Here is a 21,164-nt window from a genome sequence, read left to right as displayed (position 1 = left end):
ATTAAAAAAAGCACGATTTTTCGTTTTGGGTCTTTTTGATTAAATAGAGGTTAATTAGGAGCATAAAACTCCTCTAAGGTTTTCGTCATATCATCAGATGCAGATTGTAAGATCGCATCTTGTTCTACAATCGCTGTTCCTTGTGCTCGGACAATATGAAATTGATGAAACCCCATCAAGTTTTGAAATATTTCTTTTAGGTAATAATGTGAAAATTCTAGAGGTGTATATCGATCGTGATTTGTGAAAATTGAGCCGCTTGCTTGAAGTAAAAGTACACGATAATCGTCAGTCATCAGACCAACAGAACCATTTTCTGTATATTTGAACGTTTCTCTCGCAATAAAGATATTATCTATATAATCTTTCATTCGTGAAGTCACATTGAAATTATGAACAGGTGACACGATCACAATTCGATGATGTGCTTTGAATTGAGCCATTAAAGCAGATGAAGCAGCGGCGATTTTTTCCTCGGCAGCCGTTAATGCTTGTTTGGATGCTTGCTTATCCCAAATTCCTAGCAGCTGTTCTTTTTCGATACGAGGAATTTCAGTTCCATATAAATGTAAAATGGTTGGTTCCTCATGAGGAAACCTTTCTTTAAATTGTTTTAAAAATAGTGTTTGCAGTTTGTTTGAATAACTTTCTCGATGAGTGAAATCTGGGTGTGCGTTAATGATTAATGTTTGCATGTACATGCTCCTTTTCTTTTGATAAGCTGAGTATAAATGATAAAGGTGACAAAAGAAGGCACCTTTTTAAGAGGGAAAACAAATGAAAAAATCAGAACGATTAAACCAAGAACTTATTTTTTTAAGCGATAAACACTCTTTTCAGTTAAAGGATTTACAGTCCGAATTCGGCATTTCTAAAAGGACGGCTTTAAGAGATATAGAAGAGCTAGAGTCAATGGGTTTAGCTTTTTACGTTGAACCTGGCAGACACGGAGGATATCGACTGGTGAATCAATCTCCATTGGTTCCTATTTATTTCAATATTGAAGAAGTCCAAGCTATTTTTTTCGCTCTTAAAGCGCTAGACCTGGTGTCAGCAACACCATTTAAAAAATCCTACTCACAAATTCGGCAAAAGTTGTTTGCCACAATGTCTGATGAGAGAAAGCAAATGATTACGGAGACTTTGGATGTGATTCATTACTATAATGTCGCACCAGTTAGTGAACAAAATCATTTGGAATTGATTTTACAGGCAATGATGAAAGATCAAATCGTGAAGATGACGTACACTCAATATGAAAATAAATGGATCAGGCTGCAATTTCTTGAGTTGTTTTATCGAAATGGCATTTGGTTTTCTCAAGCATATGATGTTCAAAATAAAAAGTGGGGCATCTATAGATGTGACTTTATGAAGGACATGATGATTGAAGAAGAAATGAGAGACACATTTACGAAGGATGAATTAAAAGAACTGCAGCTCGAGTACGAAAAAACTTATCATGATATCTCATTTAAATGTCGATTAACGGAACAAGGAAAAGAAAAGTTTTTGAAGCATCATTACCCAAATATGAGATTGGAGATCATTGATCAGATTCCTTATATTGTGGGTGGGTACAACCAAGAAGAATTATCGTATATGACACACTATTTGATGTCTTTTGGGAAACATGTGAAAATTGAATACCCAGATGAATTGAAAGAAAGTTATTTGAATCAATTGCGAGAAGTGATTGATCAGTATTGAAAGTAAACGAATTGTCTCTGAATCACAAAAAACTCCACATATTAAAAGAGGCGAATTATAGCAATTCGCCTCTTTTTTTTACTTCGCCGCATGAAAGGTATTTGTTTTCGGTTGATCATCAACCTTCCCATACGTCAGCTGACGCCAGATAAACTCCATCGGACCGTATTTAAACCGCTTTAACCATAATGTACTAAAGAGCAAGAGGAAGACATAAACCCCGAGTCCAATCATGAACGTGCCAGCCGGCTGAAGATGATCGGCAAGTCCGGCTCCATATTTCAGAAATAGCATTGTGCCAATGATGGAGTGAAGCAAATAGCAGGTCAATGACATCCGTCCAACTTTGGTAAAGACCATCAAAGCACCACGCAGCTGAGGGACGTGAAGAAACAGCATCGCAAGTGTACTCATATAGAACATACTGCCTGTTAATCCGCCGTTTTGTTCAAGGGCAGAGGCTATGTTCATCCAGAGTGTATTTTCAAAAGGATTGACCCCTGTTATGATCGTACTGCCTTGGGTGATGAGAAAAGCGATAGCAAAAATGATCCAAATGCGATTCCAAATCGCTTTTTTCGCCTCCATGTTTTTGAAAAACTTCATTTTCACAAAATACACACCAAGTAAAAACATGAAAAACATAGAATAGACGGTGGAAAAAGAACTGGAAGCCATTGTGACCATATCTGTCCACCGATCACTAATTGATGCTAAATAAGTCAGACTGTTGTGGCTGGTCAGCTCGAAATCAGCAAAATCCGGCTTGGCTGATGATGCTGTGTTCATGGTATTGAACAGCATCGTGAAAAAAGGTGTAAGCAATTGAATCACAAATAGTGTAATCAGCCAGTATAGGATGGTTTTAGCTGTGCGTTTGTAAAAGAAAAGCAATAAAAAGCCAGCGACTGCATAATAGGCCAAAATGTCACCAATCCAAACAAAGGTCAAATGCAGAAGGCCAAATCCTAAGAGAATGGTTAATCTGCGGGCAAACAGCTTGTTCGGGCTGTCCACCTTCTGAGCAGCTCGGTCCATAAAAATCATAAAACCAACCCCGAATAGAAAGGAAAACAGTGTAATGAATTTCCCAGAGGCGAACCAATTCACCACATTGTGAAAGACATCATTTGACAGCATGTCAAATCCCTTGGCTGAATCCACGATCAAAAAGTAATTGACTAGAATAATCCCCATTAAGGCGAATCCTCGTACGATGTCCAAGAAATGAACCCGTTCGCGCAGACTCATCGGTTGTCCGTGTGCTACTTTGTTTGCATTCATATCCATGCTCCTTTTCTTGTTATGATAAATGTAATGCGGATCAATTCATCGATCCTTACAATGAATCAATATACGGCCCAATTCTTAACAATTTATGAAGATCCAATTTTTTGAAAATGAATGTGACGAATTGATGGCAGATGGTCAAATTCATAAACTGTTAAGGTTTATGCTGTATCTTTTCATATAGCTAGATGATATATAGTAAAGACATAAAAGAAAGAGCATCACATTACATGAGGTGAGAGACATGACCCATCGAATATTAGTCGTAGAAGATGATCAGGATATTGGTGACCTTCTGCAGGAATCCCTTACACGTGCAGGATATGAGGTGCTAAGAGCGATGAATGGCGAGCAAGCATTGAAGCTTGTGGAGGATTCGCTCGATTTGGTGATCTTAGATGTGATGATGCCGGGGCTCTCAGGCATCGAAACATGCCAACACATAAGAGCCTCATCTAACGTTCCGATTCTATTTCTGACAGCCAAGTCGAGCACTTTCGATAAAACTGAAGGATTACTTGCCGGCGGGGATGATTATATGACAAAGCCCTTCTCAGAAGATGAGCTTCATGCTAGAGTCATTGCACAATTACGCAGATATACCATTTATCAGGAAAAAAAGGAGCAGGAAGATACGTTTCTTGTCGGGGGCAAGCTGAGGGTAAGTGAAGAATTTAATGAAGTATGGAAAGAAAGCCAGCAAATTAAGCTTTCTGATCTAGAATATCGGATGTTAAAGCTGCTCATGAGCAGGCGAAACAAAATATTTTCTGCTCAAAATATTTATGAAAGCGTGTGGGGGCAGCCCTATTTCTATTGTTCCAACAATACGGTGATGGTGCATATTCGAAAGCTTCGTGCCAAAATTGAAGATGATCCTGCGCGTCCTGTATATATCAAAACTGAATGGGGAAGAGGATACCGGTTTGGCACATCGTAAATATACACTGGCCAAAAAGCTTGCACTGCTGATTTTGGCGGCTGCAATTGTGAGTGGTATTGTCTTTTTGACGCTGCAAAAGATCACCAATGATTTGATCGATGGATATTTGAGTTCAGACGAGTATTACGAGCAGGAGTCAGCCAAGTACATTCAAAAATTCAGCCGCTATGTGTCTGAGAATGAGCTGTCTTCAACGGATCGAAAAGCGTTTGGCGAGTGGGTGAAAAAAGAGAATTACATTAATTTGACCATCTTCAAGGATCAAGTGCTGCAATATGACTCTATTTATTCCGCTGACGATGAATCGGCGTACGGAAAAGAAAAGATGACCCAGTACGCTGAGCATCATTCATATCCGGTTCAGTTTAGCGACGGTAAAGGCTGCGTCATGGTGGACGGTTTCTATTCATCTCGCTACCACGATCTTGCCTTTACACTCGAGCTGCTCGGGGCGACGCTTATTTTTCTCCTCATTGTTCTTCTCGGTATTCGCAAAAGTCTGCGCTACCTGCAAACGATTCATCAAGAGATTCATATTCTTGAAGGCGGAGAGCTGGACTATGAAATGACGGTAAAAGGGCATGATGAATTAGCGATGATTGCCAAAAGTATTGAGGATCTGCGTAAAGCCTTTTTGGACAAGCTTCAAGCCATTGATGAGCTGCAAGAAGAGAGCCGCAGCTTGGTCACCGAAATGTCCCATGATATGAGGACACCGCTGACGTCGCTGATGATGAATCTGGAGTTTGCGAAAAAAGAGGAGACTGGAGCGGATACCCATAAAGATCAATATATAGCGAGTGCCTACGGGAAAGCACTGCAATTAAAAAATCTGTCTGACAATCTGTTTGCCTATTTTCTGCTGGATAAAGAACATGAATCTGAGCTTGAGACCGTTGCAGTCAAAGAGGTGATTTACGATCTTCTGTCAGATCAGGTGGCCATCCTGCATCAAGAGAACTTTAAGGTTCATCTTTTAGGAGAGCTGCCTGACAGCTATATCAATGTGAATGTCGAACTGCTCGGCCGAGTATTTGATAATGTGATGTCCAATTTACGGAAATACGCAGATCCTAAAAAGGATATCAATCTCACGTTTTTATCCGATCAAGAAATCTTTGAGATCCATGTCAGCAATGCGATAAAAGAGACAAAGGTTACGCCGGAAAGCAATGGACTTGGTGAACGAAGTATCAGACGAATGATGACCCGCATGCACGGGCAGTTTGAAAGTATAGAAAGGAACGATGTTTACTACATCGTGCTGCGATTTTGGAACATCAAAATGTAGAAAACAAATGAATATACTGGAATGGAGAGACAGCCCAATGAAACGATTCAACAATTTCCAAAAGATACCTGATCTCTTGCAAGGCCTTCTCAATATCTGTTTGTTCTTTTTGGCCATCGCTTTAAGCGTTCTCTTAATCAGTGAAACATGGTACATTGTCCAATTTGTTTATAAGACACTGTTCAACAAAGGAGAAAGCTATTATGGAATGCTTGGGGAACTGCTGATCTTCTTTATGTACTTTGAGTTTATTGCCTTAATTATTAAATACTTTAAATCTAACTTTCATTTTCCGCTTCGTTATTTTATTTATATAGGGATCACAGCTGTCATCCGTTTGATTATCATTGATCATGAAGAGGCAGTATCGACATTCTGGTGGGCGCTGGCCATTCTTGCCATGACCTGTGCACTCTTTATCGCGAGCAAAAGAAATGCTGCTCAAGAGCATGAGGAAGTGAAGTAAGGAAAGAAGACGAACGATGACCGTTCGTCTTTTTTGTATAGAATGATTCATGAAACACCGTGTGACGTACATGTAACAAGTGCCTTTATGTGTGATGACAAACAACATGTTCCTGGCTTATTTACTTACTGACACGTACACATATACAATTTTCATCGTATAGTGTTTGTTCAGCTAAGGAATTGGAGGAAGAACATGATTAAATTAATAATTACGGATTTAGACGGCACCTTTTTAAACCGCCAAGGATCATTTGATCAAGCTTTATTTCAGAAAATAAAAGCATTAATGGAAGAGAAAAATGTGGCGTTCGCTCCTTGTACGGGTAAGCAGTGTGAACGAGTAGAGGCATTGTTTGGTGATGATGCAAAGGATTTTTGGATTTTAGGGGATAGTGCAACGCGAATTAAAAAGGATGGGCAATTTGTTTATGAATCATTAATAAAAAATGATCTAGGTTTATCGATCATCCATAAACTGGAGGAGATAAGCAAAGAGCAAACGATCATTGCATGTACGAAAGATGGTGCAGTGGTCAATGAGCATTTATCTGAGAGTGAAATGAGATTTGTGACGGGCTCTTATACAAATGTACTCAAGGTATCAAACTTTGCAGACATACAAGATGACTTTGTGAAAATCACCGTTCATGATCCTGAGGCAAAATGCGTACAGACAAGGGAGAGAATAAGTGAATTCTTTGAACAAGTATATGTTGTCGCTTCAGAGGATACGTGGATCGACATTGCCAATATTGGCGTTCACAAAGGAACCACTGTGAAACAGCTTCAGCACATATTGGGTGTGACAGAAGAGGAAACGATGGCATTCGGTGATGGTCGTAATGATCTAGAACTGATGGAATCCGCTCAATACAGTTTTGCTGTAAGAAATGCCATCCAAGAGGTAAAAGATGCTGCTCATTTTATTACGCTTTCAAATGAAGAGAGCGGGGTCATGCATACGATTCAAAAAATCCTAAGCTTGCAGCCTTAATCGTACTCACTTAAGAAGACGAACTTGTCCAGTTCGTCTTTTTTCATGTCTGGACATTGACGAGATGAACACTCGGTCGTTATCTGTCTATTAATGAACGGTTAGGGTCAGATTGACAATTGATTGTCATGCGTCTAAAAAGTAGAATATGAGTAACAATAAATAACAGTTGTTCATTAATGAATAAGTGTTTGTTGTGGTGAGTGATCAGCTGGATAAAAGGTTTTTCCTGATGTACGTCTTCATACGGTATGCTTTAGAAGCCTTATCTTTCCATCGGCATCGATCATCATGATTCTATGAACAGGGGTCGATCATATGCGAAGTATTCAAAGTTTTTTAGTAGAACAGCTGCTTGTTTTGACGAAAAAGAAACTCAACCTAAATGATTATCTAGAAGAACGAAGAAGGGCAAATCAATTACCTTATGAATTGCCTGAAAAACTTAAGAATAAGTACAAAATCACTAAAAATCACTCGTTTCCAGTCGATACGTATATGCTGAAATCAAATGTCCAGCCGGATGACCATCAAGTGTTGTTTATACACGGTGGCGGCTATATTGAGCAGCCTTTGACTTGGCATTGGCGTTTTTTAGACCGATTGACGAAGCAATTAAATAGTAGGGTGTATGTGCCGGTTTATCCAAAAGCACCAAACCATCAGTATATGGATGCGATCGAAAGTGTCCTTCCTGTGTACCAAGCTCTTTTAGAGAAAGGAACGCCTGAAAATATCGTCATCATGGGTGATTCTGCTGGCGGAGGTTTATCGTTAGCCTTTGCTCAATACTTGGCAAAAAAGGGATTGCCGCAGCCAGGGAATATCATTCTTTTATCACCATGGCTAGATGTTACATTAAGTAACCCTCATATCGCTGCTATGGTTCCAAAAGAACCAATGCTCAATCTAGCATTATTAATTGAAGCAGGAAAAAGATATGCGGGTGACATGGATGAAACACACTACTTAGTCAGTCCAATCTATGGAGAGATCAAGTCACTGGGACGAATTTCTGTTTTTATAGGCACTCACGAATTCTTCCTCCCAGATGCCCGTAAATTCAAAGAGATGGCAGATAAGCAGGGGGTTCCAATAAATTATATAGAATATCCTAAAATGAATCACGTGTTTCCTGTCTTCCCTATACCAGAAGCAAAAAAAGCGTTAAACCAAATTGTCGCGATTATTGAAAGTAATACCTTTCCTTTGAAAGAGTGCAATGAATAAGAAATAGAAATGAGGATGACTAGCGCGGCTGGCCATTCTTGTTTCTGTTTGAAGTAGCGAAAAAATTGACAGACATCAAGACCGAACCATTCTCGTTTGCAAGTATGCAGCAGGCAGTCCCTGTACATATTCCAGAAAGACAATACATTTCATCACATGATGGTACAAGCCTTGCGTATTATCCATTTTTATCAGAAAAGAAGACGCAGGCCAATGTGATCTTAATTCATGGCGGTGGTGCTCATAGTTTGGCTGGTTATGAGCATATCGCCCATACGCTGCAGCATGAATTTCATGTGAATACGTTTTTGCTCGATCTAAGAGGTCACGGCCATTCGGATGGAAAAAAGGGTGATACACCTAATATCACGGATGTGTGGCAGGATATTTCGCAGATCGTGGATGCGGTTAAACAGAAGCATAAAGGAGCCGTTTATCTTTGCGGTCATTCATCTGGAGCGGGATTGCTGTTAAACTATCTATCTTGGCAAGAAAAAAGAGAGGTTGATGGCTACTTTTTTATTGCACCTGAATTTGGCTATCAATCAGATACTGCGAGGCCAGATCAAATTCCTTTTGCGGCCGTTCAAGTATGGAAATTCGTTCTGTCTGCCATGACAAAAGGAATGTTGATGAGTCATTCTGAAGCCGTACGTTTTCATTATCCAAAATGGGCAGTCGAGCAGGATCCGCTTTTATTGACAGCCATCACCGTCAAACTATCACTTGCCTTAACCCCATCAGCACCTAAAAAACAATTTGCGAGAATGGATCGGCCATATGCGATGTTAGTAGGCAGCGAGGATGAACTGTTTGATATAGAAAAATTTCCTGCCTATCATGAGCTGCCAAATGAAGCGATCCAACAACAATCAGTCTATCAAGTGCTGGATGGACACACTCATTTGTCGATTCTACTAGAAGTGGGAAAACAGATTGGAGGAACTATCCAAGTGTGGAATCGTTCTATTTAGCATGAACAACTAGTCAACACTCTCCCGTTTTCTTAAAAATTTACATTGACACCATCCTTTTCTATGATAAAATCATAGTGTGATAATGAGAATCGTTATCAAACGATATGACTACATATAGAATGGATAGGTGAGGTACATGTTCAAGAAATCTTTTTGGTCGCTTTTAGTTGTGCTCTCCATCGTTTTACTTGCAGCTTGCGGCAGCAATAGCAGTAACGGCAAGTCAGATAGTAAAGAGAAAACAAGAACTGTTGAAAGCGCTATCGGTTCAACTGAAATTAAAGGATCGCCTAAACGTGTGGTGACACTGTACCAAGGAGCAACGGATGCAGCAGTCGCTATGGGCATTAAACCAGTAGGTGTTGTTGAATCATGGCTTGAAGCACCTACGTATAAATATTTAAGAGATGACTTAAAGGATGTTAAAATTGTTGGGCAGGAAACACAGCCAAACTTAGAGGAAATTGAAAAGCTCAAGCCTGATTTGATCATTGCATCGAAAATCCGCCACGAGCAAATTTTTGATCAGTTGAAAGAAATCGCTCCAACTGTTGCAACTGAAACTGTGTTCACCTTTAAAGACACAGTGAAATTAATGGGTGAAGCATTAAACAAGCAAGACAAATCAAAAGAATTGCTGACGAAGTGGGATGACCGCGTCGCTGATTTCAAAGAAAAAGCGAAAAAAGACATCAAAAACTGGCCGATGAGTGTATCTGTGGTGAACTTCCGTGCAGATCATGCTAGAATCTATCAAACTGGTTTCGCAGGATCCATTTTAACAGAGCTAGGCTTTGAAGGACCTAAGAATGTCAAAGATAAAAAGCAAGACATCATTACACTTACAGACAAAGAGAGCATTCCGCAAATGGATGCAGATGTGATCTATTACTTTATGGATGATCAGGATAAAGCAGTTGAAAAAGCATATAAAGAGTGGACGAGTCATCCTTTATGGAAGCAGCTTGACGCAGTGAAAGCGAAACAAGTGCATAAAGTAGATGAAATCACTTGGAACATGGGCGGCGGTATTATCGCAGCAAACATGATGCTTGATGATATTTACGATCGTCTAGGAATTGATAAATAAGACATAACAGAGGAGAAAATGTGAACATACCATTTTCTCCTTTTTTCCATAACAGATTGAAAGCGGGAATCAGATGAGAAGTTTATTAAAAAAGGATTCAAGCAAGGCACTGCTTTTTGCTGGATTCATTGTGTTGATGTTGGTCTTTTTTATGCTCAGTATTTCCCTTGGGCAAACCTCTATTTCCCTCAAAGCCACCATCCATGCTTTTCTTCAATTTGATGAATCGGATCCAAACAGTGTCATTGTCATGACATCCAGATTATCAAGAGCTTTAATCGCAACGGTCGTTGGATCTAGCCTGGCGATTTCAGGTGCACTCATGCAGGCATTGACGAGAAATCCGCTTGCGGCGCCTGATTTATTAGGAATTAATGCAGGCGGGCTATTTTTTATCGTGATATCGATTGTTTTCTTTTCAACAGAGTCGTTAACAGGCTATATGTGGACAGCCTTTCTAGGCGCAGCGATTGCTGGGATGCTCGTTTTTCTATTGGGCTCCATTGGAAGAGATGGATTGACGCCGGTCAAAATTGTCCTTGCAGGTGCGGCGATATCTGCACTGTTTGCGTCTTTTACACAAGGTCTTTTAATCGTGAATGAACAGTCGATTCAAAGTATTCTGTTCTGGATGGCTGGTTCAGTGTCTGGAAGAAGCATTGATATGTTAATCCCTGTTTTGCCTTATATTTTAGGTGCGACTATTGTGGCGCTGCTTCTGGGACGTTCTATTAATGTTCTTTTGTCGGGAGACGATATTGCCAAAGGACTTGGCCAGCGTACACTGCTGCTGAAAATCACGATGGGTGTACTCGTTGTCTTTTTAGCAGGTGGTTCTGTCGCTGTTGCTGGTTCAATTGGTTTTGTTGGTTTTCTTGTGCCGCATATTGTGAAAAAGCTTGTCGGGCCTGACCACCGCTGGGTACTGCCGTATTGTGCCGTAGTGGGGGCGTCGCTTTTACTTGCCGCGGATCTGGCGGCTCGTTTTCTGATCATGCCGCAGGAAGTGCCGATTGGTGTCATGACGGCGGTAGCAGGAGCGCCTCTATTTGTTTATCTCGTGCGCAAGGGGTTGAAGACAGGTGGCTAAAACATATACAGTGCGTTCTAAAGGCGGGCGCATTTCATTTCAATTTTCAAAGCGGACATTTTTGATTTTACTTTTATTGACGGCTATTGCCTTTTGTTTATTTATTCTCAGTCTCAGTATGGGAAGCCGGTTCATTCAGCCGGTCGATGTGCTGCTTCATTTAATCGGTCAGGGAGAGGGAAACTCCTTTGTGTTAAATACGCTGAGGATTCCACGAACGCTGCTGGCTGTCTTAGTCGGAGCCGCGCTTGCGGTATCAGGGCTTATTTTGCAAGGATTGATCCGCAACCCGCTGGCATCACCTGATATCATTGGAATTACAAGTGGTGCTTCGTTTGGTGCGATTATGTTCATCGTCTTTTGGATGGGCACTGTGCCCATTGCTTATCAATCCTTATGGGCGATTGCGGGTGCTTTTGCAGTATCGTGCCTGATCTATTTGCTTTCATGGAAAAAAGGGGTCAAGCCGATCACACTTGTCCTGATGGGAATCGGGATTTCTGCCATTATGAAGGCATGTGTGACGTTTACGCTTGTACTTAGTGATACGATGACAACGACAAAGTCATACATCTGGCTGACGGGCAGCTTATATGGTTCTACGATGAAAGACGTCACTGCGATGCTTCCTTGGGTGATGATCATTTTACCGATTGTCATGGTGTTAGCAAGAACGATGAATGTAAAAGAACTTGGCGATGATCTTGCAACAGGTCTCGGGGTAAAAGTGCAGGCGAAACGATTATTCTTTCTCCTGATGAGTGTGACATTGGCTGGTGTTGCAGTCGCATTTGCAGGAGGCATTGAATTTGTTGGACTCATGGCGCCGCACGTTGCACGGATGATTATTGGCCGTTCTTTCATAGCACTTGTCCCAGCATCTGCGCTTGTTGGAAGTATTCTCGTGATGCTGGCTGATCTTGTGGCTAGAACCGCATTTCTACCGTTAGACGTCCCAGCAGGTGTATTTACGGCGGCCATTGGTGCACCATTCTTTATTTATTTGTTATATCAACAGCGAAATCGATAAACAGAAGATGGGGGTTTTGATATGAGGCCAGAGTGGGTTGAGAGAGAATTACTTGATTTTGGGGTACACATCACAAATGGACCAATGACATCTGATCGCACACTTGCTGCGCTTTTTTCAGAAGCAGCCGTCATGCGTTTATTAGAAGCTGAAAAGGAAGCGATGCATGCACCGAATCTGGCGGTAGCAGCCTCTATGTTTTCAAAGCGGTACGCCTACTTAGCTGTCAGTTCCTCTTTATACTTGATGACGCTGTATGACGGTGTCTATCAGTTTCCACCAGCAGCATGTGCATTTAGAGAGGATCGGAAAATTGAATTGGATGAGACGGCGTCTTCGTTTGTTCCACTAGAAGGAGACAGGCATGAGTGGAGAGAGAAGGTCGTGCGTGCACTGTTTACGGAGTGTGTCACGCCTCTTTTAGACGTGCTGAACCGCACATCAAAACTCTCTTATCGTATTTTATGGGAAAATGTAGCGGTTCGAATCAACTCTCTTTATCGAAGCATGATGCGGGAAGCGGAAGAACCTGCGGTGAAGCAGCGTGTGCGGGAGGATTATCTGTATCTGAAGCAAGCGGCTGGTGATGTATTCGGAGCTCAGCAAAATCCATTTCAGCACAGCCTAAACCTAGACGACAGTTTACTAGAAACATCCAACCGGAAGACCTGCTGTATGTATTATAAGCTTGAGAAAAAATCGGAGAGTCTCGATTATTGTCTTGTTTGTCCGCTTGAAAAAAAGAAAGGCACTGCTTGCTCGTAGCAGTGCCCTTTTTTTATTCCCAAATCTCGCCTGCCCATTCAGGATGATCAATAAAAGGGTTGCGGTTGTGCTGATACGTTTGATAGATAATCTCATTGCGGTTCCGTTCGATTTGATCGACTGGGTCCTGCTTGTGCCATTTGAGAAGTACAGACATTTTGCCGTGAAGGGGAGAGCTTCCATTATTCACTTTGTCGTTCAATTCTAAATCTGGAAAGCGGTCATCGCCTTCGTAGCGAACCGCCATATAAAAGAGCATTCTCGCGACATCTCCTTTGACCCGGCTGTGAGGTTCGAATGAGTCGCTGTCGTAGAAGTTGCCCGGCGCTCCTTTGTATTCATTACCACCCGTGTCAAAATCTAAATTTCCGCGTGTGCTGTTCGTTTGCACATCTGTCGCACGAAGGTGATGGAGATCTGTCCCAGGCCCTTGGCTTGTCCCGAAATTGCCGTGAGACTTGGCCCAGACATGCTCCCGGTTCCACTGGCCCACATTTCCGCCATTCGACTGCTTTGAGCGGGAGGTACCACTATAAAGCAGCAGCACATTGTTTGGGTTATTGGGGTCTTCATCTGTTTCCTTTAATGCATTCCAAACCTGGCTGTAGGAGAGCTGCGTATGATCATCAATGATATCGTGTAAGGCTTTCTTAAGAGCGGGTCCTGACTTGCCAGCAGCAGATTGGTAATAGGAATCGATTTGACTTGTGGCGGCAGTTTGCGTTTGTTGTGCAGATGTTTCGTTTTGAAGCTGTAACGGGGAAAAGGTGATCGTTTGACTAGGTTCACTCAGATTGAAACCTTGAGCATTTGCAGCTGGAGGCAGCGGGGCGGCGAATGTGCCGAATATCATGATTCCGGCGGCCACAGTTCCAAATAAAGATCTTTTCATTCGATTTCCTCCTTGATAGGGAATGTATTCTCTTTATTTCTATCATATTGCCATGAAGAAATAAATGGATTTCTCGTAAATTTTATGTAATAAGTTCATAGGAAAAGAGATTGCTATTTTAAGCGCATTCCTGTATAAGTGGGCTTATAAGGATGGACAGCAAGGGAGAGGATGGATCACGTGAAAGAACTGCAAACACCTTCAAGAACGATTATGACACCGGGACCCGTAGAAGTAGACCCGAGAGTACTCCGTGTAATGAGCACGCCTATTCTCGGTCAATTTGATCCAGCATTTACACACATTATGAATGAAACAATGACCTTATTGCGGTCACTTTTTCAAACAGAAAACAGATGGGCTTATCCAATTGACGGTACGTCCCGTTCAGGGCTTGAAGCTGTGCTCGCCAGTGTGATTGAGCCGGGAGATTCAATGCTTGTGCCTGTCTTTGGCCGCTTCGGTCACCTGCTCATTGAAATAGGACAGCGCTACGGTGCTGAGGTACATACAATGGAATGTGAATGGGGGACGGTTTTTGACCCTGACGACATCATCAAAGAAATAAAGCAGGTCAAGCCTAAAATCGTTGCCATGGTTCATGGGGAAACATCCACCGGGCGATTACAGCCGCTCAAGCAAATCGGGCAAGCATGCCGGGCTCTTGATGCGCTGTTCATTGTAGACGCTGTGGCAACCATTGGCGGTGTCGAGGTAAAAGTGGATGAATGGAAAATTGATGCGGCGATTGGCGGCACGCAGAAATGTTTATCTGTTCCATCAGGTATGTCACCTATTACGTATAATGACCGGGTCGCAGCTGTCATTGAATCGAGAAAGAAAGTAGAAAAAGGCATTGCGACACAGGATGAATTACAAAAACAAATGGACATTTCTCCAATCAAAAGCAATTATTTTGATTTAAGCCAGCTTCAGGATTATTGGAGCCCAAGACGATTAAATCATCATACAGAAGCGACAACGATGCTCTATGCACTGCGAGAAGGGGTTCGTCTTGTGCTGGAAGAAGGGCTGTCTGAACGTTTTCAAAGGCACGCATTTCATGAGAAAGCCTTGATGAAAGGTCTTGAAGCAATGGGGCTTGAATTGTTTGGTGATCCAGATTGTAAAATGCCGGTTGTGACTTGTATTGTCATTCCAAGTGGTATTGACGGAGAAGCGGTCCGTGCCGACCTGCTCCATCATTTTGGGGTTGAGATTGCAAGCTCCTTTGGACCACTTGCCGGCCGTATATGGAGAATTGGGACAATGGGCTACAGCTGCCGAAAGGAAAATGTGCTGTTTGTGTTAGCAGGGCTTGAAGCGATCCTCATCAAACATGGTGCGTCTATCCATTGCGGAGCAGGGCTTCAGGCGGCTCTTTCTATCTATGAACAAGCTGAATAACGATATCTAAAATACCCGCCATTGGCGGGTATTTTTATTTTGGAAAAGAACGCTAATTTTTGAAAAACTAGACTTATAGATGAGGTTATCGCTATACTGGAGAAGTTCTCACCATTTTTGTCATCATTTTCATTTATTTTGCAGAAAGAGGTTTTTATATGAAGAAGATGGGCAGATTATACATTTTGATGCTCAATATTTTTATTGCCATGCTTGGCTTTGGCCTCATTGTACCTGTTATGCCGAGTTACATCGAAGCCTTTGGTGCAACAGGGAAAACACTCGGTTTTCTTGTCGCTGCAACAGGTTTTACACAATTTGCGTTATCGCCGGTTGCCGGGGCACTGACCGATCGATTTGGACGAAGAAAATTGATCATTGCGGGGATTGCGGGTTTTACGATTGCTCAGTTTATTTTTGCTTTTGCTGATCAGCTTTGGATGCTGTTCGTGTCTCGGTTTTTAGGCGGTGCTGCTGGGGCTTTGCTTATGCCGGCCATGTTTGCATACATCGCTGATATCACAAGTGAAAAGGATCGAGGGAAAGGAATGGGTCTATTCAGTGCAGCGATGACACTAGGTTTTGTCATTGGACCGGGCGTAGGCGGCTATTTGGTTGAGTACGGGATCGCATTTCCATTTCTGATTGCCGGTTCCTTTGCTGCTCTTTCTACTTTGTTATCCATCCTCTTCTTACCTGAAACATTAACAAAGGAAAAACAGGAAGAGGCACGCCTCAACAAGGATATTCATTTCAATCCTTTTGTACAAATGATCGAGGCTCTAAGGACATCGTACGGCTTTTTGTTTATCTTGGCCTTTGTCCTCAATTTCGGAATCATTCATTTTGAATCGATTTTTGGCTTATATGTAGACCAAAAACACGGATTTTCACCGAAGGATATTGCGTTTGTGATTACAGTTGCAGGTCTTGCCGGGGTGCTTGTCCAGGGTGCGTTAGTGAATGTTTGTGTGAAACGATTTGGGGAGATGAGAGTCGTGCGTTATGCGCTGTTAGGTGCGGCTTTCATGCTGATCGCCTGCCGTTTTGCGCCGTCCTTTTGGTTGATTTTTACAGGTTCGATTTTATTTTTATCGGCTACGTCATTCGTCCGTCCAGCCCTCAATACATTGCTGTCCAAGATGGCAGGCAATCAGCAAGGGGTAGCAGGCGGTCTCAATACATCCTTTATGAGCCTTGCCAATATCATCGGACCGAGTCTTGCGGGTATATTATTTGATATGAATATTGAGTTTCCTTTTATGTTTGGAACACTGGTGCTTTGCGTAAGCTTCGCTGCATCCATCATGTGGGGGAAAAAAGTGCAGCATGCTCATGCAGCGCAAGGAAGATTGTAGTTGATCTACAGTCTTTTTTTATTGAATGAAATGTATTTAGAAAAATTTCAATTAGAAATAGTATATATTTTATCTAAATGAATAGTAGAGTTTATCAATATTTCTAAGAGGGAATCCATATATTTAGGTCTTTGAGATCAATAAAAACTTGTTAATAAAATACTAAATTATACATTTTGTGTAAAAAGTGATTGATTGGTTTTTTCCGCAATGGTAACATCAATCTCGACAGCATGAGGTAACTGAGATAATCAAGAGAAAAGGGGATAGAAAATGAAGAATTTTATTTTTGCCATTATATTTTTTATCGTCACCATGTCTAGTACAGCAGTGCCTTCAGCAGTTCATGCGGCAGAAATTGATCATGACAAGGTAGTTGGTTTTAGAGAAGTCAACCCAACAACTGTTACACAAAAAGCGGCGAAAAAATTTCAGCCTTATTTGAAAGTATGGCATGGATGTGTACCATTCCCAGCTGTAGATGCTGCTGGAAACACAAGCAGAGGGTTAAAAACGAGCGGTTCACATAATGGTGGATGCAGCAGTAATATCGGTCAAGTATATTCACGTTCAGATTGGTACAATGGCAGCTGGGCGATTATGTATGCTTGGTATTTCCCAAAAGATAATCCTTCACCAGGCTTAGGTCATCGTCATGATTGGGAATCCATTGTCGTTTGGATTGACAATCCAGCTGTAGCCAATCCGCGTGTTCAATCGATTGCTTACTCAGGTCATGGACAATATAAGAAAGTAGCACCGAGTGCAGCAAGTATTTTAGGGACAAATCCTTTAGTAGGTTATGATAGCAACTGGCCATTAAATCATGAGTTGAATGTAAGCGGCAATGTGAGCGGAAAAGGAATGCAGCCTATAATTGGCTGGGATGATCTAACGCCGGCTGCAAGACATGCACTGAATACAACAGACTTTGGTAGTGCAAACGTACCTTTCAAAGATAGTAACTTTAAAAACAATTTAGCAAAAGCGTGGTATCGATAAGGGTTAACCATGATTAAAAACCGATCATCTAAAAATGATCGGTTTTTTTATAAACAAAATCGCTTCATCTCTCATATTTCACGACAGGTGATTTTTCTTTATGAAGCGCACGAATCATCGCTTCATCTACGTGTAAATGCTCTTTCACTAATTGAGGCGGGGTTAAGGCCATCCACTGATTCAACGAAATATCTGCAAACCGGTCACTTTTAAAAATCTCTAAAAACCAAAGGCTCGTTTGGCCGATATTTTGGATGTAATGCCCCATGCCAAAAGGAACATATCCAACATCACCGGCTCTGTAATTAAAGGTGCGGGCAGTACCTCCTGCTCCAAAGACCGTCATTTTAGCTGTACCTGTTAAATAGTATTGCCACTCATCATTATTAGGGTGCCAGTGCATTTCTCTCATGCCGCCAGGTTTTACTTCAACAAGTGCAGCTGCAATCGTTTTTGAAATCGGGAAATTCCGTGAATCGACAATTCGGACGGTTCCGCCAGAGGTCGTTATCGGTTTTTGACGAAGAAGCTGGTGCGTAAATGGCGGCTTGATGCTGCCGTATGGATCAGATACCATTTGGCTTTCTAAGGATGACGGCGGCGAGCCTTGAAACATATAGCGCTGCTTTTTCGGAATATGGTCAAACAATTTCTTAGGAACACCAAAATTGGCGGAGAGAATCTCTTTTGGTGTATGGGCAAACCAGTCTGTGATCGTGAATGTATCAAATTCAGAAAAATCGCCATCATCAAATACAAGAAGGAACTCACAACCATCCTCAAGTCCTTGAATAGAGTGCGGGATACCAGGTGGAAAATACCACAAATCGCCTTCTTCTATATCAGCGATCATATTCCGCCCTTCTGCATCTACAGATGTGATGCGGGCTTTGCCTAAAATCATATACGCCCATTCCGCCTGCTTATGCCAATGAAGCTCACGAACACCTCCGCGTGTGAGCCGCATGTTGACACCTGCAATCGTTGTTGAAACCGGCAGCTCCCGCTTTGTAATTTCCCTCGACCAGCCGCCGTGATTCAAATGCATGTGTGTATCAGAAAATGAAAATTTTAAATTGGGGATTGTTCCGGCATCGGTTTTAGGGGGAACGAGCATATCTGGGTTCTCTATATCTCGAAGGACATCGCGCGGGCCTAAGTCGGTGGCACCCGCGCCATCCTTTCGAATGGGCTGCGGGATGTGACGGAGCTCATCATCCATTTATCATCCCTCCTTGAGTCTCATTTTTCTCCTCCAAACTATATGAAGTTTCAGAAGAAAAAATTCAATCAGGATGGGATGAGAGAAACATTTGAATACGGAATGCTAAGCGCAGCCGCAATGTTGCGTCAGAATCTTTTAAGCTGATTCGAAGCAATTCTTCACACTTCTCGAGGCGATAAATGACCGTGTTGCGATGAATGGACAATCGTTTGGCTGTTTCTGAAATGTGGCAATGGGTTTCTAAATAGACAGATAAGGTGTGAAGAAGGCTTTGATCGACTTGTGATGGTTCAGATAACGGGTGAAGGTGCAGCTGGTGAAACGTGATCATATCCTTTCTTGGAATGAGCCTTAGTAAATCTGGCACATCCTTCGCTTGATAAAATTGAATATATTCAGTACGCGATGAGAGATGTCCTGTTTGAAGAGCCTCTAATGCTTCATTGTAGCCTTCAGACAGATGGGAGATGAGGCAGCCCGTCAAGCTCACCCCAAAAGAAATAGTATGATTCACTTGCAGTTTAACAAGCATCTGCAACTGTTTTAAAAAAGAGCTGAGCCTGCCGCTAACCTCTGGCCAACTGCCAGTCTCCTCCATCAATACAACACCCATATCACCTTTGACAAACAGAAAAGCAGGAAATGGGCAGCTTGGAAGTGCACTTTCGAGCAGATCAACCATTTGATCTAAAACCATTTGCTGCTTCATAAAACATGTGGAATCACTGCGCTCGTCAAGCTGACAGATCATACATAGATAGCGGCATTCGGCGTTTAATCCAAATGCCTGAGCGAAATGTAAGGGATCTTGCTGGGAAGACGATGCCCTCTTTATCCATTTGCGAAAGCCCTCATTTCTGGCACGCTTGGCCGTTTGCAGGGCGGCATATTGTCTCATACGTGCAATCGACATTTCGTTTACTGCTTTTGCAATGATCCCATGCAAAGTTTTATTCTGCGGGTGAATGAAAGCAAGGATGACCAGATAATCACATGTTTGTTCGTTTAGATCAATTGGAAAGATGGAAAAGGTTTGTTTTGCATGTATCATTGAAAAAGAATGAGTTGTCCTGCTTTGGAAAAAGGGGAGAATGTGCATCCATTCTGGGCTCGTGATCATGGGGGAAGAGGTATAGAGAATACGTCCATGCTGGTTAAACAAATAGATGGGCTTGTGAATCTTTTTGGCCAATTTTTGTAAAATTTTAAACTGATTATCGTCTATGTTCATATCCACTGGGTCTCCTTTATTGGTGAAGATGAATAAAAAAATGGACAATCACTGTCAACATCTCTGATATGCATTTTATGTTATCAGCTAAAATCATTTTAGATAGAAAGTTGTCAATTCATATAACAAACAAACAGAGCGTCAGGACAAAATCACGTGCCGCCAGTCATCTTCATTCAGAATTACGAGCAAATATGATATGTTGTAGACAGAAGAATTTCTTTCAGAAATATGGGTATCACAAGGAATAAAGGCTTTGATGTGAGGAAGCCGTCTATACATGAGAGTGGCAAGAGGTGAGAAACATGATTTATATCGGATTAACTGGCTGGGGAGATCATGACAGTCTTTATCCGCCGAGAATCGGCAGCGCGCAAAAGCTGTTTCACTACGCATCAACGTTTCCGATTGTGGAACTGGATGCCAGCTTTTATGCGGTTCAGCCTGAGCGTAATCATGAAAAGTGGATAAAGGATACGCCAGATGACTTTCAATTTGTTGTGAAAGCATACCAAGGAATGACTGGACATCAAAGGGGCGAGATTCCGTTTGCTTCGAAGGAGGACATGTTTGATGCATTTATTATTTCGCTGACTCCGCTCATTCGTGAAGGGAAACTGGCCATGGTGCTCTTTCAATTTCCACCTTGGTTTGATTGCAAAAAAGAGCACGTTCACTATTTAAGATGGTGTAAGGATAAGATGGGCGATATTCCATGTGCTCTCGAATTCCGAAACCGTACATGGTTTTCAGAGGAATTTTATGAGCAGACTTTGTCCTTTATGGAAACGGAAGGATGGATTCATTCCGTCTGTGATGAACCGCAAGTCGGAGAAGGCTCCATTCCGCCAGTCATACAAGCTACACACCGTGATAAAACCTTGGTTCGATTTCACGGGAGGAATAAACAGGGCTGGCTTCACCCGGCAGACCATGAGAATTGGCGTGAAGTGAGATACTTATATTTATATAATGAAGCTGAATTAAAAGAGTGGAAAAAGAATCTCGACATCCTGCATCAGCAATCGAAAGATGTCTATGTCGTGTTTAACAATAACTCTGGCGGAGATGCAGCGGCGAATGGCCAGCAGATGATTGATTTGCTGGATATCACCTATTCAAACCTGTCTCCGAAGCAGTTAGATTTATTTAGTTAACCGAGAGCTGACTG

At 42.0% G+C, this 21,164-nt stretch carries 20 protein-coding genes; 15 read left to right on the top strand and 5 right to left on the bottom strand.

The annotated features are described in order from the left end of the window. Positions 1-50 precede the first annotated feature (50 nt). Positions 51-695: an NAD(P)H-dependent oxidoreductase gene (locus MHB66_RS15275; protein WP_046313275.1), complete on the bottom strand. Its 645-nt coding sequence runs from the start codon at positions 693-695 to the stop codon at positions 51-53. Between the two features lie 82 nt (positions 696-777). Here MHB66_RS15275 and MHB66_RS15270 point away from each other — a divergent pair, with 82 nt between their 5' ends. Further along, the gene (locus MHB66_RS15270; RefSeq protein WP_034280828.1) at positions 778-1,710 is read left to right on the top strand and encodes a WYL domain-containing protein; all 933 of its coding nucleotides are present in this window, start codon (positions 778-780) and stop codon (positions 1,708-1,710) included. Between the two features lie 78 nt (positions 1,711-1,788). Here the strand turns inward: MHB66_RS15270 and MHB66_RS15265 are convergent, their stop codons facing one another. Then, positions 1,789-2,994 carry a DUF418 domain-containing protein gene (locus MHB66_RS15265; RefSeq protein ID WP_046313277.1) on the bottom strand — a complete coding sequence of 402 codons (1,206 nt, stop codon included), beginning with the start codon at positions 2,992-2,994 and terminating at the stop codon, positions 1,789-1,791. A 250-nt stretch (positions 2,995-3,244) separates the two neighbouring features. Here MHB66_RS15265 and MHB66_RS15260 point away from each other — a divergent pair, with 250 nt between their 5' ends. From MHB66_RS15260 to MHB66_RS15215, 10 genes are all read left to right on the top strand, one after another. Then, on the top strand, positions 3,245-3,940 hold the full coding sequence (locus MHB66_RS15260) for a response regulator transcription factor (protein WP_046313279.1): 696 nt from the start codon (positions 3,245-3,247) through the stop codon (positions 3,938-3,940). Then, a complete protein-coding gene (locus MHB66_RS15255; protein ID WP_046313281.1) occupies positions 3,927-5,234 on the top strand; it encodes a HAMP domain-containing sensor histidine kinase in 1,308 nt (435 codons plus the stop codon). The genes MHB66_RS15260 and MHB66_RS15255 overlap by 14 nt, the downstream gene beginning before the upstream one ends. A 37-nt stretch (positions 5,235-5,271) precedes the next feature. Beyond that, entirely contained in the window at positions 5,272-5,700 is a 429-nt protein-coding gene (gene psiE, locus MHB66_RS15250) for a phosphate-starvation-inducible protein PsiE (RefSeq protein WP_046313283.1), read from the top strand. A 195-nt stretch (positions 5,701-5,895) separates the two neighbouring features. Next, the gene (locus MHB66_RS15245; protein WP_046313286.1) at positions 5,896-6,696 is read left to right on the top strand and encodes an HAD family hydrolase; all 801 of its coding nucleotides are present in this window, start codon (positions 5,896-5,898) and stop codon (positions 6,694-6,696) included. Between the two features lie 318 nt (positions 6,697-7,014). After that, positions 7,015-7,926 carry an alpha/beta hydrolase gene (locus MHB66_RS15240; RefSeq protein WP_046313288.1) on the top strand — a complete coding sequence of 304 codons (912 nt, stop codon included), beginning with the start codon at positions 7,015-7,017 and terminating at the stop codon, positions 7,924-7,926. Between the two features lie 104 nt (positions 7,927-8,030). Further along, positions 8,031-8,900 carry an alpha/beta fold hydrolase gene (locus MHB66_RS15235; protein WP_046313501.1) on the top strand — a complete coding sequence of 290 codons (870 nt, stop codon included), beginning with the start codon at positions 8,031-8,033 and terminating at the stop codon, positions 8,898-8,900. Between the two features lie 139 nt (positions 8,901-9,039). Next, positions 9,040-9,993, top strand: coding sequence for an iron-siderophore ABC transporter substrate-binding protein (locus MHB66_RS15230; RefSeq protein WP_041115763.1), 954 nt, complete (start codon positions 9,040-9,042; stop codon positions 9,991-9,993). 73 nt (positions 9,994-10,066) lie between these two features. Then, positions 10,067-11,083, top strand: coding sequence for an iron ABC transporter permease (locus tag MHB66_RS15225; protein ID WP_034282660.1), 1,017 nt, complete (start codon positions 10,067-10,069; stop codon positions 11,081-11,083). Then, on the top strand, positions 11,076-12,113 hold the full coding sequence (locus tag MHB66_RS15220) for an iron ABC transporter permease (protein ID WP_034282658.1): 1,038 nt from the start codon (positions 11,076-11,078) through the stop codon (positions 12,111-12,113). Before MHB66_RS15225 ends, MHB66_RS15220 begins: the two co-directional genes overlap by 8 nt. A 21-nt stretch (positions 12,114-12,134) precedes the next feature. Further along, positions 12,135-12,878 carry an IucA/IucC family C-terminal-domain containing protein gene (locus tag MHB66_RS15215; RefSeq protein ID WP_046313292.1) on the top strand — a complete coding sequence of 248 codons (744 nt, stop codon included), beginning with the start codon at positions 12,135-12,137 and terminating at the stop codon, positions 12,876-12,878. Between the two features lie 13 nt (positions 12,879-12,891). Here MHB66_RS15215 and MHB66_RS15210 read toward each other — a convergent pair whose 3' ends face one another. Continuing rightward, positions 12,892-13,770, bottom strand: coding sequence for an endonuclease (locus tag MHB66_RS15210; protein ID WP_046313294.1), 879 nt, complete (start codon positions 13,768-13,770; stop codon positions 12,892-12,894). Positions 13,771-13,941: 171 nt separating this feature from the next. Between MHB66_RS15210 and MHB66_RS15205 the strand changes: the two genes are divergently transcribed. From MHB66_RS15205 to MHB66_RS15195, 3 genes are all read left to right on the top strand, one after another. After that, a complete protein-coding gene (locus MHB66_RS15205) occupies positions 13,942-15,177 on the top strand; it encodes an alanine--glyoxylate aminotransferase family protein (protein WP_046313296.1) in 1,236 nt (411 codons plus the stop codon). A gap of 158 nt (positions 15,178-15,335) precedes the next feature. Then, the gene (locus MHB66_RS15200) at positions 15,336-16,535 is read left to right on the top strand and encodes a tetracycline resistance MFS efflux pump (RefSeq protein ID WP_046313298.1); all 1,200 of its coding nucleotides are present in this window, start codon (positions 15,336-15,338) and stop codon (positions 16,533-16,535) included. A gap of 273 nt (positions 16,536-16,808) precedes the next feature. Beyond that, positions 16,809-17,537, top strand: coding sequence for an NPP1 family protein (locus MHB66_RS15195; protein ID WP_046313300.1), 729 nt, complete (start codon positions 16,809-16,811; stop codon positions 17,535-17,537). Positions 17,538-17,601: 64 nt separating this feature from the next. On the opposite strand, the gene MHB66_RS15190 is transcribed toward MHB66_RS15195, so the two are convergent. Together MHB66_RS15190 and MHB66_RS15185 are read right to left on the bottom strand one after the other, a co-directional pair. After that, the gene (locus MHB66_RS15190) at positions 17,602-18,759 is read right to left on the bottom strand and encodes an oxalate decarboxylase family bicupin (RefSeq protein WP_034282645.1); all 1,158 of its coding nucleotides are present in this window, start codon (positions 18,757-18,759) and stop codon (positions 17,602-17,604) included. A 64-nt stretch (positions 18,760-18,823) separates the two neighbouring features. Continuing rightward, positions 18,824-19,993 (bottom strand): helix-turn-helix domain-containing protein, encoded by a 1,170-nt coding sequence (locus MHB66_RS15185; protein ID WP_046313302.1) that lies wholly within the window; start codon positions 19,991-19,993, stop codon positions 18,824-18,826. Positions 19,994-20,298: 305 nt separating this feature from the next. On the opposite strand from MHB66_RS15185, the gene MHB66_RS15180 reads away from it, so the two are divergent. After that, on the top strand, positions 20,299-21,150 hold the full coding sequence (locus MHB66_RS15180) for a DUF72 domain-containing protein (RefSeq protein ID WP_046313304.1): 852 nt from the start codon (positions 20,299-20,301) through the stop codon (positions 21,148-21,150). Positions 21,151-21,164: the final 14 nt, after the last annotated feature.

The organism is Bacillus sp. FSL L8-0167 (assembly GCF_038630295.1).
Lineage (GTDB): Bacteria > Bacillota > Bacilli > Bacillales > Bacillaceae > Bacillus > Bacillus safensis.
The sequence above is the reverse complement of the archived record's forward strand: the minus strand, read 5'-3'. Positions and strand labels throughout refer to the sequence as shown.